Origin of the sequence: Methanofollis sp. W23, from assembly GCF_017875325.1 — an archaeon.
Classification (GTDB): domain Archaea; phylum Halobacteriota; class Methanomicrobia; order Methanomicrobiales; family Methanofollaceae; genus Methanofollis.
In genome coordinates, this window is sequence record NZ_JAGGMN010000001.1 from 2,246,749 (window position 1) to 2,261,777 (window position 15,029).

At 61.4% G+C, this 15,029-nt stretch carries 13 protein-coding genes; 4 read left to right on the forward strand and 9 right to left on the reverse strand.

Going from position 1 to position 15,029, the window contains the following annotated elements:
- The first annotated feature begins 554 nt into the window (after positions 1–554).
- Genes J2129_RS09610 through J2129_RS09625 form a run of 4 tightly spaced genes read left to right on the forward strand, consistent with a single transcriptional unit; the run spans position 555 to position 4,719 of the window.
- Complete coding sequence (locus J2129_RS09610; protein WP_209630654.1) at positions 555–1,997, forward strand: glycoside hydrolase family 57 protein; 1,443 nt, start codon at positions 555–557, stop codon at positions 1,995–1,997.
- On the forward strand, positions 1,985–3,115 hold the full coding sequence (locus J2129_RS09615; RefSeq protein ID WP_209630655.1) for a glycosyltransferase family 4 protein: 1,131 nt from the start codon (positions 1,985–1,987) through the stop codon (positions 3,113–3,115). The genes J2129_RS09610 and J2129_RS09615 overlap by 13 nt, the downstream gene beginning before the upstream one ends.
- Positions 3,116–4,066: a phosphotransferase gene (locus tag J2129_RS09620; RefSeq protein WP_209630656.1), complete on the forward strand. Its 951-nt coding sequence runs from the start codon at positions 3,116–3,118 to the stop codon at positions 4,064–4,066.
- Positions 4,048–4,719: an HAD family hydrolase gene (locus J2129_RS09625; RefSeq protein ID WP_209630657.1), complete on the forward strand. Its 672-nt coding sequence runs from the start codon at positions 4,048–4,050 to the stop codon at positions 4,717–4,719. The genes J2129_RS09620 and J2129_RS09625 overlap by 19 nt, the downstream gene beginning before the upstream one ends.
- Before the next feature lie 1,310 nt (positions 4,720–6,029).
- Here J2129_RS09625 and J2129_RS09630 read toward each other — a convergent pair.
- From J2129_RS09630 to atwA, 9 genes are all read right to left on the reverse strand, one after another.
- Entirely contained in the window at positions 6,030–6,737 is a 708-nt protein-coding gene (locus J2129_RS09630) for a DUF1614 domain-containing protein (protein WP_209630658.1), read from the reverse strand.
- 930 nt (positions 6,738–7,667) lie between these two features.
- A complete protein-coding gene (locus tag J2129_RS09635; RefSeq protein ID WP_209630659.1) occupies positions 7,668–8,132 on the reverse strand; it encodes a carboxymuconolactone decarboxylase family protein in 465 nt (154 codons plus the stop codon).
- A gap of 2 nt (positions 8,133–8,134) precedes the next feature.
- Positions 8,135–9,073 carry a methanogenesis marker 7 protein gene (locus J2129_RS09640; protein WP_209630660.1) on the reverse strand — a complete coding sequence of 313 codons (939 nt, stop codon included), beginning with the start codon at positions 9,071–9,073 and terminating at the stop codon, positions 8,135–8,137.
- On the reverse strand, positions 9,070–9,657 hold the full coding sequence (locus J2129_RS09645) for a methanogenesis marker 17 protein (RefSeq protein WP_209630661.1): 588 nt from the start codon (positions 9,655–9,657) through the stop codon (positions 9,070–9,072). Before J2129_RS09645 ends, J2129_RS09640 begins: the two co-directional genes overlap by 4 nt.
- On the reverse strand, positions 9,658–10,896 hold the full coding sequence (locus J2129_RS09650) for a methanogenesis marker 15 protein (protein ID WP_209630662.1): 1,239 nt from the start codon (positions 10,894–10,896) through the stop codon (positions 9,658–9,660).
- On the reverse strand, positions 10,893–11,345 hold the full coding sequence (locus tag J2129_RS09655; RefSeq protein ID WP_209630663.1) for a methanogenesis marker 5 protein: 453 nt from the start codon (positions 11,343–11,345) through the stop codon (positions 10,893–10,895). Before J2129_RS09655 ends, J2129_RS09650 begins: the two co-directional genes overlap by 4 nt.
- Positions 11,346–11,347: 2 nt before the next feature.
- Positions 11,348–11,818, reverse strand: coding sequence for a methanogenesis marker 6 protein (locus tag J2129_RS09660; RefSeq protein ID WP_209630664.1), 471 nt, complete (start codon positions 11,816–11,818; stop codon positions 11,348–11,350).
- On the reverse strand, positions 11,818–13,350 hold the full coding sequence (locus J2129_RS09665; protein WP_209630665.1) for a methanogenesis marker 3 protein: 1,533 nt from the start codon (positions 13,348–13,350) through the stop codon (positions 11,818–11,820). Before J2129_RS09665 ends, J2129_RS09660 begins: the two co-directional genes overlap by 1 nt.
- Positions 13,351–13,365: 15 nt before the next feature.
- Positions 13,366–14,976, reverse strand: coding sequence for a methyl coenzyme M reductase system, component A2 (gene atwA, locus J2129_RS09670; protein WP_209630666.1), 1,611 nt, complete (start codon positions 14,974–14,976; stop codon positions 13,366–13,368).
- Positions 14,977–15,029: the final 53 nt, after the last annotated feature.

Sequence of the window (15,029 nt, forward strand, 5' to 3'; positions counted from 1 at the left end):
ACCATGAAAAAGATCCTGAAGATCATCTCTCCAGGTTCCCCTAATGGTTTAAATCCACCAGATCCCTTCAAGAGCGATACAATGATTGCAGATATATCTCCTGAATGATCAAACCTCTGCCTTCCCTACCTCATCATAGTTCCCAGGGGCGCTCACGGTCGCCCCCCGGCGCGAACATGGAGGAAAGCATATCAATCTGATCCGCCCCCCTTCAATCACAGAATGTCCTCCTTCATCCTGGCGCCATGGGTGCGCCCCCTTGACCCCCACACAAAGGGGAGAGGCGGGGGCGGCCATTCGGGGATCGTCCCCGCGTGGTGTGATCCAGATACCCAGGAGTCCCACGACCAGGTTCATTGCGTATGAGTGAATCCAGAGTTCATGCCAGACTCTACAGTGCCATCATCCAGGGACTGTTCCCCTCTCCTGTCCATCGACGAAGGGGGCCACATCGCCCCCCGAGATCTCTTCACGGCCAGGGAAAGCATTTTATTGCAATCTCTGGATAGAGGGGTACGGTTACAGGCCTTCTGCATGGCCTGAGCGGGGGGACAATGGCCAGGCTCTGTCTTGGTTTTGAGGTACACCAGCCGTTCCGTCTCAATCCTGAATTCAGACCTGAGATGGCGAAGGGACGGCGAGACCTGGAGAAGTATTACTTTGCTCCATCGAACCAGGAGAACCTCGGCCGCGTGGCCGAACGGTGTTACCTCCCGGCGACCGAGATCCTGCTCGACGCCCTGGACGACGGGTTGCGGTGCGCCCTCTCCTTTTCAGGGACGGTTCTCGAACAACTCGAACGCTGGAGCCCTGACACCCTCGCCCTCTTCGCCGAGGCGGGACGTCACCCTCACACCGAGGTCCTGGCCCAGACTTATTATCATAGCCTGGTCGGGTTCTTTGAGGAGCCCACCGAATTTGTCGGGCAGGTGCAGATGCATGCCAGGCTGATGGAAGACCTCTTCGGGAAAAAACCTCGGGTGGCCGAGAATACCGAGTTCGCCCTGAACAATACCCTTGCCGCCGCCGTCCGCGACCTCGGGTACCTGGCTGTGTACACCGAAGGGGCCGGGTGGGTGCTCGGGGAACAGAGCCCCAACGAACCCTACACCTGCCAGGGGCTCCAGGTCCTGATGCGCAACTGCCCGCTCTCAGACGATATCGGGTTTCGGTTCTCATGGGAGGCATGGGATAAGTATCCGCTCGCTCCTGAGACCTATGCCTGGTGGGTCGCCGCCTCGCCAGGCACCTGCGCCCATGTCTTCCTCGACTACGAGACCTTCGGCGAGCACCACCAGGCCGGGACCGGGATCTTCACCTTCCTCGAAGATCTCTACCCGGCCCTGGAGGACGCCGGGGTTGCCTGCCTCCTCCCCTCCGAGGCCGCGGCTCTCCCGTCCGCCGGCGACCTGGATCTCCCGTGGATGGTCTCCTGGGCCGACATGGAGAAGGACGGGTCGGCCTGGCTCGGCAACCCGCGGCAGAGGAGCGCGTTCTTCGCCCTCGAACAGGCCCAGGCACGGACACGGCGCCCTGACCTCTGGCGATACTTCGGGACGAGCGACCACTTCTATTATCTCTCCTCAAAAGACGGGGCCTGCGGGGACGTGCACACCTATTTCTGTCCAGACGACCTGGACGGCCAGACCGGGGCCTACGAGGTCTACATGCGCGTGCTCTCGCACCTCGACTCCCGCAGCCTCCCGCGTGGACGGCAGGCGCTCGCCTCGGTCCCGGCAGAGAAGGCCTTCCACTTCTTCTTTCCTGACGGAAGTTACACCGGACGATCGGCCCACAGCCTCCTTGAGTTCTGGCGCATCCTCCCTGAGATCCCTGAGGTGTCGGTCCTCTGGCACCTCCACCGCGGCGACTATGCCAGATGGCTGGAGGGCGTTTTTGGAGAGCGGCGCCTGGCACACGCCGTCGCCGCATGCCTCACGCCAGGAGAGGTCAGGGACACCGTAGAGCGGAGGTGGTCTGAACTATGCAGAGACTGAAGATCGCCGTCTTCTGCTGGGAATCGCTCCACGGCCTCAGGGTCGGCGGACTCGCCCCCGCGGCGACCAATCTTGCCGAGGCCCTTGCCCGCGGCCATGAGGTCCATTTCTTTACCAGGGGGGAAGGGCCAGACAAGAAGAACGGGGTCATATATCACTACTGCGACCCGAAGGGTGCGAACATCGTTGAGTTCTGCCGTGACCTCTCGATGCGCTCTCTCCGCCTCTTCAAGAAGGCCGACTCCCCGCCCTTCGACCTCCTCCACTTCCATGACTGGCATTTCGTGGAAGCCCTCCATCGTCTCAAGAACCGCAAGACCGTCCTCTCCTTTCACTCCACCGAATATGGAAGAAACGGGAACAAGAAGGGAGGATGGTGGGAGTTTCGCGAGATCTCAGGGAAGGAGTGGTATGGGGCCTATATTGCCGGACGGGTGGTCACGGTCTCAGAGACCCTGCGGCGCGAGGTGATGGACCTGTACCATGTGCCCCACTGGAAGGTGGACGTGGTCAGGAACGGGATCGACCCCGAGCACTATGGCCGCGGGGTCGACCGGGGCGAGGTGAAGCAGGAGTACGGGATCCATCCCTATGCCCCTCTGGTCTTCTTCGGCGGGCGTCTGGTCTACCAGAAGGGGCCTGACCTCCTTGTCAAGGCGATCCCTTCGGTCCTGAAGAATCGGTGGGACACGCAGTTCGTCTTTGCCGGGGAAGGCGACATGCGCCACTGGCTCGACCGCCGCCTCAGGGACGCCCCGGCGCAGGTCCTCGGCTACGTGGAGGAACCTGAATTTGTCAGGCTCCTCAATGCCGCGGATATCGTCGCCATCCCAAGCAGAAACGAACCCTTCGGGCTGATCCTCACCGAGGCATGGAGTGCCGAACGGTGTGTCGTCGCCTCAGATGTCGGCGGGCTTTCCGAGAATATCGAGCACTTCGTGGACGGGGTGAAGGTGCCGGTCTCGTCGCGGGGGGTCGCCGACGGGATCAATGCCGTGATCGGCGACCATGACCTCTGCACCACGCTTGGACGGCGGGGGCGGGAGAAGGTGGAGCGGGAGTTCAGGTGGGACGCCGTGGCCGGGAAGATGCTTGAGGTCTACCAGAAGGTGCTCTGAATGGAAGGGAGGCACGGGACGAGAAAAATAATATCGCCAGGTGATCCCTTCAGGGACTGGGTGGTCTCCCTCTTCGACGGCCAGGTCCGCGACCCCGCCTGTTGCCTGACGGTCTCGCAGATCAGGCCGGCGTCGCACATGGTCTGTCGGTGCACCTCTGATGGAGGGGATCTGGACGTCGTCGTCAAGTTCTTCGCCGAACCGACCGGGAAAATTCGCGAGTACGACCCAGAACGGGCGATGAAAAGGGAGTACCGTATGCTCAAAAAAGCGCAGAAGGCCGGGGTGCCGGTCGCGCAACCGCTCGCGGTGAACAGGACCTTCAAGTGCGCCCTGGTCACCGCCTATGTCCCAGGCACCCCTCTCGGAGTCCATATCACAGACTGCTCGTCCCTCTACTCCAGGCTCTCGGCAGTGGCCGGAGTGATGCGACTCCTCCATGCCAGGAGATCGTCGTCATATGAGAAGGCGAGAGAGTTCTCGACCTTTCACGACGTCCTCGACCAGGTCGAACTCTCCCAACGGAAGCGGGGGCGTTTCAACGACCTGCTCGGGGCATGGTGGCACTCGGGAGACCTCGACCGGCGCCGCGGATGCATGATCCACCGCGACGCCACCCCGGCAAATTATCTTTTCCAGGGCGAGCAGGTGACGGCCATCGACTTCGAGAGTGCCTGGACGCGTGCCCATCCGGTCCACGACCTCGGGGTGTTCTGCGCCGAGATGAAATCTCTCTTCAGGGAACAGTATGGCGACCCCAGTGCCGCCGAGCCATATATCGGTCATCTTCTCAGGGAGTACGCTGGTTCGTCGGCCGAGTTCGAGGGAGTCGTTGCGGCGCTCCCGTTCTTCATGGCCCTTGGCTACCTGCGGACTGCCAGGCTGGACCTCGGCGAGAAGGACCAGCGCTGGCTGATCAAGGAGGCTGAACGATGTTTGAGACGCCCGTAGACCTTGAAAGAGTCGAAGGGGTACTCTTCGACTGTTATGATACCCTGCTCGATGTCAGCACCGATGAGCGGAGCCTTGACCCGTACCGCCATCTCAGCGCCTGGGCGGCGTACCAGGGGGTGCGCATCACCCCTGAGACACTGCGCAAGGAATACCGGCGGCGGGTGGCGGAGGCGATGGAGGCGGTCGACGAGGAGTATCCTGACGTGAGGGTGGAGGAGGTCTTTGCCGGGATCTGCCAGGACTATGCGATCTGGCCGGTCGAATTCGCCGACCTCGGCGTCCACTTTGCCAGGTCATTCAGGGCGGCGACTGCCAGAAAGATCTGTGCTTTCCCGAGGACCCGTCACCTCCTCTCGGCCTTCGACGGCTATCGTCTGGGCGTCGTCTCCAATGGGCAGCGAGTCTTCTCTGAGATCGAACTGCGGATGTTTGGGCTCTATCCGTTCTTCGATGCCGTCGTCTTCTCCTCAGATATCAGGTGCAAGAAACCGGACAGACGGATCTTCTATGTCGCCCTGGACCGGCTCGGGATCAAGCCGCACGAGGCGCTCTTTATCGGCGACTCGGAGAAAAATGATATTTTCCCGTCACGAGAACTCGGGATGCAAGCCCTTCATATCAAAGAGGCCTGGGCACTCTTTGCGGTGTGAAGATCTCCTGGATCTGGAGAAATCCTCATAGATCTGTCGGAGTACCCTTCTGATCACGGGCTTCCCCCGTCGACCGCGCTGGGGGGTGCACCCCCGGACCACCGCCATACGAGAGAGCCGAAGATGGCAAATCTCTCTTCAAGTCTATCGGTCCTGCTTTCCCCGCACAACCGTGATCCCGGGGGCCCGGGCGGCACTCGCCCCCGGCACAAGGGCGTGGGAAGGCACGGCGATCTGAATGGCTCCCCCTCATCGGAGAGGCATTCCCTCACACTCGCACCTGGAAACAGCACGCCCTATAGACCATACGATGATTTTTTCCGATATGCGTGCTGGATTCACCCCTGGTTTCCATCTTCGCACCACCTTCGCACCATGGCGGTGGAAAGATCAGATGAGACAGAATGGCGATCGATCTGGATTTCACACATGATAGAGCAGTACACGCGTGTATATACTGATCTTTGCACCGGAATGGAAGAACACAGAGCATGACCGATGAAGACATGGCTGTGTTTCCTGTTGTGGTGCAAACGATTTTCTATTCCTGCATGCCTGAGGTGAATTCTAAAAAGAACGACCTCAAGGGGGCTGATCGGTTTCCCCCTCCCAGGTGCGAAGTACCAGGGCCCATGCAAAAATGAAAGACCGGGGGAAGGGGGGCCTGAGACGAACTCTGATCTCTGTAGAATCCCCCATGAAGTGAACGCCCGCCTCAAAGATATAGGATGAAAGCGAGTGGAGGTCTCCTGGTCGTGCACTGATCCATGCTGAGGGCGGCCATTCTGATCGGCATGCCTTCTCACATCATCCTGCCAGGGGCGAGTGCCGCCTGATCCCCGGGATGAAGAGGGGGCCGCAAAGCAGAACAAGCAACTGTGACGAGAGTGCTGCCGTCCACGGCCTATCATGTCGCGGGGGCCCAGGAGGCGGCCAGCCCCCCGGCACGAGATAGGGGAGAAGATCCGACAATTGAGGGTGGCCGACCACTCCGAGGAAATTTCTTTCCCTCGCGTATCAGCCTCAATAGGATTTGATAAATTCAGGCCCTGTAGAAAATCTCACCCTTTAAAGGTGCAGGCGTGATACTCCCGCCTTCCCTCATGAATCGCGCCGGGGGCGCTGCCCCCGGACCCCCGGGATGAAGAATGGGCCGGGAAGACACATCCGAAATCCCTGAAGAGGGAGTGCCGCCCTCGTCATGGTCCCTGGGGGGCCAGGGAGTCATGTTCACACCAGGGACCGATGAGGGTTTACTATGAGCATATCCCACACATTTCCTTGGCACGATCAATCATCAGAGAGAACATTCATTCCCGACGCACCGTCCCGGCATCCTTCTGTGACCGCCTGATCCGGCGGGTGGCCAGAGTGGCCAGGAAGACCGCGAGGATCCCGGTGAGAAAAATCCCGTCAAAGACTCCGGCACCGCCGATGGAAAGCATCGCAGTTTCACCACCAGCGATCGTCTCGATCGTCCCTGGCGTTGCAAGGTTGAGGAAGTCGGCCCCGATGAGGGTGCCCACCGTCCCACCGATATAGGCGGCACCCGCCGCAGAAGGGCCCGCCCAGGTAAAGAGGATCCCTGCGGCCGCCCCCACAAGCGGGGCGACATAGAATGGCATCAGGATCCCCTGGCCCTCGACCGGGAAGGAGAAGAGGTACGAGGCCACGCTCACCACCGCCACCGAGAGGACGGCCGGCATGAGGTTCATCCTCCGCTTGACCAGGATCTCGGCAGAGAGCACGACCGGGATAAGACATCCCCCGACATTCACCGCAAGGGTCACCCCGTCTATCGTCGCCAGCGGGATATCGATGAAACTCCCGATAAGGGCGCCGAAGGTCATAAAGAACGCGTGGGAGATCTTAATGCCCGCGAGTTCGAAGGCCTCCTCGCTGACGAGGATGAAGAGGTAGAGGAGGAGGACCGGCACCATGACCACCGCGAGGAGCATGATCTCGTCTGCCGAGAGTATCGGGATGAGGGCGACGCCCGGAACCCTGCTCAGGATCATCACCGTCTCCTGCCCCCCAGAGGTGATAATACCTCGCCCTCATGTGAACGCATTTCAGGAGACCCTCATCAGGACCATGCCGCCCCCTTTCCGCTTTAATCAGACCCACTGAGACCTGGTGGACGCAAGCAAGAATGGAGACAAGACGATGGACGATGAAGGTCTTTCAATTGAGGGCGGCACCTCTGATCGGCTGTACCTTCCCTCATCTTCACGTCCAGGACTCTTCGATTGCCTGTGGTCTCAAGCTCAGTATCACCCCCACCTCAAAGATCATAGATCGTCTCCAACCCACAGAGTGCGCATAAGATGACCGAAGATCTCAGGAAGACAGTGGCCTGCAGGATCTACCTCTCCTGGGGGATTACCATGAAAATTTCCAGAAAATTGTCTGTCCATGTTTGTACGAGAATTTGATCCCACCACGCACGCCTGTGACTGATACACAGATGAAAGAGGTCTGTAGAATCAGCTCTGTAGAAACCCTCTGGATCTCTCTCTGTGGCAGGGGGCTGGCCACCCCCGAAACCCCCACGTGAAGATAAGCGTTGGACGGCATTACGCTCTTCATGGCGATTGAGTGTGCCTTCCCGGCCCAATCAACGTTCTTGAAGAGGGTAATACAGTCTTCGAATAATCGTGTGGTGGGGGTCCAGGGGTGCAACCCCCGGCGCGAGATTACAGGGAATATTCTACGATCTGGGGCGGCACACCCGATCATCACGCCTTCCCACATCTTCAGGCCCGGGGCGTGCCGCCCCCAACACAAGGAGATGAGAAGGTAAGTGATCAGACGTGCCGCCCTCAATCATATCTTGCCATGGGGGAAGGCGGAGTATGTCATGCCTACATCCCCCTCCAGCCGCGATCGCAGAGGGCATACGCTCGCGCCATGAACACGATCTTTCAACCGAAAAAAGAAGAGAGGATCTATTCCTGTCCCGGGCGATGGGGCTCAGGGCCCCCATTCGAACCCTGCAAATCACAGGAGAGGCAGGCATCAGCCGGCGCCTCGTCGTCCATCACCCGGTAGGCATCGGCAAGGACCGAAGCATTGGACGCAAGGCCGGCGATGAGGATCGCCTCAAGGATCTCGTCACGACTCGCACCCTTGGTCCTGGCTGCCTGAATATGATACTCCACGCAATGACGGCATTTGAGGGCGGCGCCGACGGCAAGACTGATCAACTCGATGCACTTTGGGTCCAGGTGGCTGGTCTCAAAGACCGAGTTCTTATACAGGAGATGAGAGAGGAGCACTTCAGGCCGTTCCCCCATCCTTTTGAGGATCAGGGGGGCCCTGCCGAACTCCCCTTCAATCTCAGAAAGCCAGCGCGATGCAGTCTCTTCGGTGCCTTCCTCGAGGATGGCGGCGAGTTTCTCTTCGTAATCCATCGTCACACCATGAGATTGGTTTCTGAGAAGGGTTTAATCCTGAGCCATATGTAGTTGCGCATCCGTGACGGGAACACCTCCGCGACGTCCCCGACGGTGACCCCCTCCTCAATCTCAATCTCCTGGAGTGACTCTGCATATTCCTCGTACGGGAGTTTGACCCTGAGCCCCGCGATCTGGACCGTGACCGGCGTCGGGTGCGTGACCATATGGATCTCAGGCATCTTCTCCATGATCACGTCCATCAACCTCGCCGGCGAGACCGAGAGCGGATCCTTCGCGATCGCCTCGCGCCGCTCGTCGAGCGCCCTTGAGACCTCATCGACCATCTCGTCCAGGGTCGCCAGCTCTTCAGGCTTCTTGGTCCGGTGCATGCACCGCCCAAGGCCCCCGACATATCCTTCCACCGGCGGGTCGACAACCGCCTTCAACCGCTCCGCGTCAGGAGCGCCGGTCACGACGATCGGGACCGTGATCCCCTGGCGCAGGGCCGGGAACTTCCTCTCGATACACGCCTCAAAGGACCCGAGCACATAGACCGCCAGGTCGTGCTCATTGATCACGTCCCGCTCCTCGGTGTTGAGGTTCGCGATCCGCTTCCCAAACCCGCGGGCCAGCCCGACCATATTGGTCTTCGCCCCGGCCCGGCGGAGATACTCGGCCACGTCGCAGGAGACATGGGGGAGGTGATGGATCTCAAGACTCGGCGAGACGACGGCGATCTCGGTGCCCACCAGCGGGGCGACGATCACCTCGCCCCCAAGGGGTTTGCCCACTTCCCTGATCAGGTCGACGTCTTCTCGCGGGACCAGGCACTGGAGGACGACCTCCTGGGCGATCATGTGCTTCTGGACAATGTAGCCGCCCAGGTCTTCGATGAGGTCGACGACCTCGTCATGGCGATAGACCCCGCCCTTGTAGGTGATCGGGACAAAGATCATAGCACCACCCCGATCTTCTTCAACTGCTCGGCGACGACGGTCTCGACCACCTCTACAGGAAGGGTGTCCTCGCTTGCCACATAATAAAAGACCCCCTCCTTGTGGTACTGCCGGCGGACCTTGAAGCCCTCCGGAGCGATGATCTGGAGAGCATAGACCAGGTCCTTATACACCCCTTCCTCAGGATCGGCGATGACGATCTCCTCGATCCCGCGCGGGTCCTCGCCGGCGGGCACCGAGACCAGCACCGAGAACCGGTCAGGCTGGTCGACATGCTCCTTGCCGTAGCGTTCCCAGAGGGCCTTGAGCATCGGGGCAAGATACCCCTCGTCCCCGACCGAGAGGATTGCCCGACCGTCCTCGTCCACGTTCACATCGGCAGCGTCACGGACCCGGATAAGGCTCCCGATCGGGTGGGTGGTCCCCACCGCCACGAAAAGCGGCACCCCGGGGTCGACGAAGATATGGATCTTCTGCACGATCCTGACCAGGTCGTGGTCGAGGAGGACATCGTTGGCGACCTCCTCGTAGGCCTGCTTCCCCCTCTCCTCTGGAGACTCGACCACGAAGTACTCGATTGCCATCTACTCTCCCCTGATAAACCCGGACGCAAGGAGCGCGCTCCCGACCGACCCGATGTATTGGGAATACGGCGGGACGACGATCTCGGTCTGGAGGAGTTCGCCCATCGCACGGACCAGTCCCTGAATAAGCGAGGTCCCTCCAACCATGATCACCGGCTCCTTGATGTCCACCTCCTGGAGTTGCTGCTCAAAGACCTGCTCGGCCACTGAGTGGCAAGCCGCCGCGGCGACGTCTTCGCGGGCGCTCCCCTCGGCAAGGGCGTTGACCAGGCTCTGCGTCCCAAAGACGATACAGTACGAGTTCATCGGGACCGTGTCGCCCATCCCTTTCATCGCGAGAGGACCGAGTTCGGTGATGTCGACCCCGAGCCGCTTTGCGGTCATCTCAAGGAACCGCCCCGACGCCCCGGCGCAGATCCCGCCCATCGTAAAGGTGCCCGGGATCCCGTCCTGGACCGTGATGGCCTTGTTGTCCATCCCGCCGATATCGATGACCGTCGCCGACCCGTGCTGACGATCAGCGAGGTAAACCGCGCCCTTCGAGTTGACGGTCAGTTCTTCCTGGATCAGTTGGGCATTGAACTTCTTCCCGATGAGATAACGCCCGTAGCCGGTCGTGCCGATGGCCTCGATGTCCTCGAACCTGATCCCGGCCTCCTGGAGCGCGAGGTCGACGACCCCCTCGGCGCTCTTCAGCACCTCGGTGGTCGGGAGCCACCCGGTCCCGACGATCTCGTTGTCCTTCATTATCACCGCCTTGGTGGTCGAGGACCCTGAGTCGATCCCGAGGGTGATCCCCTCCTGCTCCTCGCGGGCGAGCAGGGCCCGCCGGCGTGCGATGGTGGTGAGGGCCTCCATCCTGGTGAGGAGCGTGCCCGAGGTAGTCCGTTCGGTGAAGGAATACGAGACCACCGGGAGAGTCGAGTTCTCGTGGATATACCGGCGCAGTTCGTTCCTGACGATCGCCGCCTCCGCACACCTGAAGCAGGTGGCGATGAAGACGGCGTCGGCATCGATCCGTCCCTCGACCAGGGCCTTTGCCCTGGCGATCGCGAGCTTGAGGTCAGGACTCCTCACGTCGAGCCCGAACTCTGAGAATCCCTGCTGCACGTCGGCAAGGGCGATGTCAGGGAAGAAGACCTCGGCGTCCACCATCGCGGCGGCGTCATAGATCTCCTTCTGGACCCCTGAATATTCAGGGCCGCAGGAGAGTTGCGCAATCCGTACCTTCTCGGTCACGCCGATCCCTCCGTCTTCAGCCCGGTCAGGAACTCCTTGACCGCCGCGACAAACCCGACGCCTTCCTCGTCGCTCGTCGGGTAGTCCAGGTCGAGGAGCGGGATCCCCTTGTGCCTGAGATGGAACTGGATCAACTCGTTCGTCCTCGCGCATCCCATGCACCCGAAGGCATAGTCGGGATCTTTGATGATGATCGCCGCCTCGGCCTCCTCGATGAGAGGACCGTACACCGCCATCCGGCCGCGCACCCCTGAGGGCACCTCGACCGCCGCCCATTTCAGCCCCTTCTTCGGTTCTTCAGGGGTGATCTGGAGCGGGGGGCTCTCGATCCCCGGCGTCTGGATACGTTCTCGTATGCCGATCGCCGATCCTAAGGGCTCGTGCCCGAACCTGGCGACCATGTCAGAGAGGATGAGGCTTGTCGCCGGATAGATAAACACCTTCACCATTCTTAGGGCTCCTCTGCTTCGATCAATTTCTTCAGTCTCCTCAGGTCGAGCGGGCGTGCCCGCTCGTCCTCTGGCCGTCTGGCTGCGGCCGTATGCATCTCTGTATCGTCCATCCCGGCCAGGCGCGAAAGCCCGTGCGAGATATATCTGACCCGCTGCATCTCGAACTCGTGCCCGAGATAGCCTGGCCGTGCTCCCCCCAGGTTGGCCCGGCACCGGCGCTCGTCGCCAGGCGGGAACCCCCGGTCCTTGATGAAGATATGCGTCGGGTCAAACTCCCTGATCGCCCTGATGAGGGGTTCGACCTCTTCAGGGGTTCCGGTCACCTGGAGCCCAAAACAGGTCTCCTTGATCATGACCCCGGCAGAGATCTCGTAGGCCTTCACTGCGAGGTCTTTGGGGGTGAGGAGGGGCGATTCGACAAAGACGTACTTCGTGACCGTCCCCTGATAATCAGGAACGTACTCAGCCATTACTTCCGCACCTCCTTGATATAGACCTTCTCTCCTTCACGGAACGCCGCCAGTTTCTCCATATCGAGCACCCGCCCGATGAGGTTCGTGCCGCCGAAGGGTTCTGAGGTCGGCCCGAACTCAGAGTTGTCGCTCGCCCGCACCCCGACCATCCCGGCACCGCGACGCGACTCGTTGGTCATTGCGAGCAGCCCCGCGGGCACGATGTCCTGCGGGGTGTTCTCAGGGATGATGTTGACCTTCTTTTTGATCGTGGGATTGAAGAGGACGACGTCCTCGAAGGTGAAGAGCACCGGCATCGACCCGACCGCATGCGTCTTCAGGCCGGTGGCGCGCCTGAAGATGTCGCAGGTCATGGGAGCGGCAATATCGTCCAGGGTGAGGGAGACGACCGCCTCGGCCGGCATGACCGAGAGGGTCACCGCCCCGGCGGCCAGGGCCTCCAGGGTGGTCCCCGGACTCTGCCCCACGACCACCAGGTCGTCGCCCTCGCCGTCCAGGGTGACCGCGATCCCACGCTCCTCCGCGACCGCCATGGCGTCGGCAAGGGAGAGCCCCACCAGGTCGAAACGCGGCGGGTCGACCGCGACCGCAAAGCGCTGTCCCTTCCCTGCAAGTTTGACCAGTTCGATCCCATGGACGACCTGGCCGACAAGGGTGTGGGCCGGGTGACTCGGGATCTCCTCGCGATACATATACACCGCGCCGCGGGACCCGCCCGCGGTCCGCACCGTCACCGCCCCCTCGTGGCGCGGTTTTTTGCGGTCCATCGGGACGTCCATCGGGGCCATCGTCTCGTCCCTGATATGGGTGCTCGCTGCCCGTCCGACGACAAACGACCCCTCTTCAAGGGAGAGGAGGAGATGTTCGACACTCCGTGCGGTCGTGGTGTCGGACCGTCCGTCGGCAAATCCTTCGGCATCGATCTCGACCCGGGTAACGACCTCGGCACCATCCTCAAGAGGGGTCGCCGGGTCAATGGTCACAAAAGAGGTCGTGCGATCGGCCCAGGAGATGACCCGCTCGACCCCGGTGATCTCGTCGCCCTGGGTCCAGTGGTCGATGACCCCCCGGCCCGAGACGACCTGGCCGATCACTCCCCCATCGGCGCCAGCGCCAAAGTCAGCCCGGTGATCGGCGCGGCAGAAGAGGATGAGTGACTTTGCCGGGTCATAGCCTGCACACCCGAGGACCACGTCCCCACGGGCATAGCGGTGGGACGTGCGGTCAGGGTTCACCCCTGAGACAAACGGCCCGAATGCCGCGGCATAGCGGTCGCTCCACCGGAGAGACCGCGGCCCGGCCTCGCGCAGGGCCGTACCGTCGCCAAAATATTCAGAATAAAGAGGGGTGATCTCGACCACGACCTCTCCGGCCGTCGTCAGCACCCGGATATGCTCGGTCCGCGCCGCTTCACGGGTCGCCGGCCTGATCACCGCGACGACATATCCCCAGTCATGGTCGGGGAGAAGATCGCCGAGCGTCGCGCTCTCAGGGAGTGCCACCTGCCTGCCGTCGAGCAGGACCTGCATACTCCACTCCCTCCTTCAGGCCTCAGGCTTGCCCATGATCTCGCGTTCTTCGTCGGTCAGCCTGGCGAGCACTTCCTCTGGTTCGCCGAGGGCGATGATCTTCCCGCCCCGCATCAGGGCGATCCGGTCGCAGATATCGTGCACGAAGTCCATGTCGTGGGAGACCACAATAAAGGTCTCGTCCATCTCTTCACGGGCATGCATGATCGAGTGCTTCACGTCGACCTTGGTGATCGCGTCCATCGTCCCGGTCGGTTCGTCCAGGATCACGATCCTCGGTTCTCTGATGAGCACCTGCGCCAGGGCGACGCGGTGCCGCTCGCCTTCCGAAAGTTCGCTCGGCCTGCGGTCCAGGATCTCCCTGCTCTTCTCCTCAGGGAACCCGGCCATCTTCAGGGTGATGACCGCCTTTCTCACCGCGAGTTCCTTGGGGAACTCAAGCCCGATGGCGTCGGTGAGGTTGTCGAGGACGGTGCGGTGGGGGTAAAGGTCGTACTCCTGGTGGAGGAGCCCGATATATCCCTTGGCCCGGCCGCGGTACTCGATGCCCGGCCTGGTCATGTCGACCCAGCCCTCGCCGATCCGCACATTCATCTCGCCGCCGGTCGGTTCGATGATCCCCGCGATCATCCTGGAGAGCGTGGTCTTGCCCGCCCCGCTCTTCCCGATGATCCCGAAGACCTCCTTCTCCTTCACGTCAAAAGTGACGCCGTCGACGGCCTTGACCATCCCGCGGTCGACCGAGAGGTAGCGCTTGATGACGTCACGCGCCACCAGCACGTTCTCGCCGAGTTCGGCCTCCTCGTAGGTCTCGGTGTCGGAGTAGCCCTCCATGAACCTGGCGATGACAGCCTCGGGTTCGCCGATGATCTCGATCTCGCCGTCCTTGAGCATGATCGCCCGGTCGGCGACGTCCTCGATGACCTTGGAGAAATGGGAGGTGACCATCATTCCCATGTCGTTCTTCTCGGCGGCGTCCTTGAGCATCCGGTGGACCAGGGTCGCCGTACCCGGGTCAAGGGTGCCGGTCGGTTCGTCGGCAAAGAGGGTGAACGGTTCCTTGGCAAGCTGCCTGGCAAGCACCACCCGCTGTTTCTCGCCACCTGAAAGGTCACGGGCGATATGCATCATCCGGTGGGAGAGACGGACCTCGTCGAGGAGGTCGGCGGCGCGGTTGACCGCCTTGGCTGGCGGGTACTTGATGTCTTCCAGGGCATGAATGACATTCTCGATGACCCGGTCGTTCCCGTACAGCGCGAACGTCCGCTGGAACATGATCGCGGTCCGCGCCATGACCCGCCTCTTCAAATGTTCATTCTCGGGGTTCCAGAGGTCGACATCAAGTGGGGCCATCGGCTGCCCGCATTTCGGACATCGCTCTCCGGCCCTGCTCGGGACGTCCACCCATCCGCACCCTTCACAGGCGGCGACATGGTAGACCACCTTCCCGTCTGTCGGGGGTTGGTCGACGCCCCTGAGAAGGTGGAGAAGCACCGTCTTCCCCGACCCGCTCCGGCCGATGATGCCGACGATCTCTCCCTCCTCAACTTCAAAATTGATATTGTTGAGCGCCCTCTTCTCTCCAAAATCCATGCAGAGGTTCTCGACTGTGATCAACGCGGTCATGCTCTACTCCTTTGATTCCTCAAACGTACTCTTGAGGTCAGACCATATTATCC

Excerpts from the sequence above, each read along its gene's own strand:
- J2129_RS09610 (WP_209630654.1), top strand. The coding sequence starts at position 555 with ATGGCCAGGCTCTGTCTTGGTTTTGAGGTACACCAGCCGTTCCGTCTC.
- J2129_RS09615 (WP_209630655.1), top strand. The coding sequence starts at position 1,985 with ATGCAGAGACTGAAGATCGCCGTCTTCTGCTGGGAATCGCTCCACGGC.
- J2129_RS09620 (WP_209630656.1), top strand. The coding sequence starts at position 3,116 with ATGGAAGGGAGGCACGGGACGAGAAAAATAATATCGCCAGGTGATCCC.
- J2129_RS09625 (WP_209630657.1), top strand. The coding sequence starts at position 4,048 with ATGTTTGAGACGCCCGTAGACCTTGAAAGAGTCGAAGGGGTACTCTTC.
- J2129_RS09630 (WP_209630658.1), bottom strand. The coding sequence starts at position 6,737 with ATGATCCTGAGCAGGGTTCCGGGCGTCGCCCTCATCCCGATACTCTCG.
- J2129_RS09635 (WP_209630659.1), bottom strand. The coding sequence starts at position 8,132 with ATGGATTACGAAGAGAAACTCGCCGCCATCCTCGAGGAAGGCACCGAA.
- J2129_RS09640 (WP_209630660.1), bottom strand. The coding sequence starts at position 9,073 with ATGATCTTTGTCCCGATCACCTACAAGGGCGGGGTCTATCGCCATGAC.
- J2129_RS09645 (WP_209630661.1), bottom strand. The coding sequence starts at position 9,657 with ATGGCAATCGAGTACTTCGTGGTCGAGTCTCCAGAGGAGAGGGGGAAG.
- J2129_RS09655 (WP_209630663.1), bottom strand. The coding sequence starts at position 11,345 with ATGGTGAAGGTGTTTATCTATCCGGCGACAAGCCTCATCCTCTCTGAC.
- J2129_RS09660 (WP_209630664.1), bottom strand. The coding sequence starts at position 11,818 with ATGGCTGAGTACGTTCCTGATTATCAGGGGACGGTCACGAAGTACGTC.
- J2129_RS09665 (WP_209630665.1), bottom strand. The coding sequence starts at position 13,350 with ATGCAGGTCCTGCTCGACGGCAGGCAGGTGGCACTCCCTGAGAGCGCG.
- atwA (WP_209630666.1), bottom strand. The coding sequence starts at position 14,976 with ATGACCGCGTTGATCACAGTCGAGAACCTCTGCATGGATTTTGGAGAG.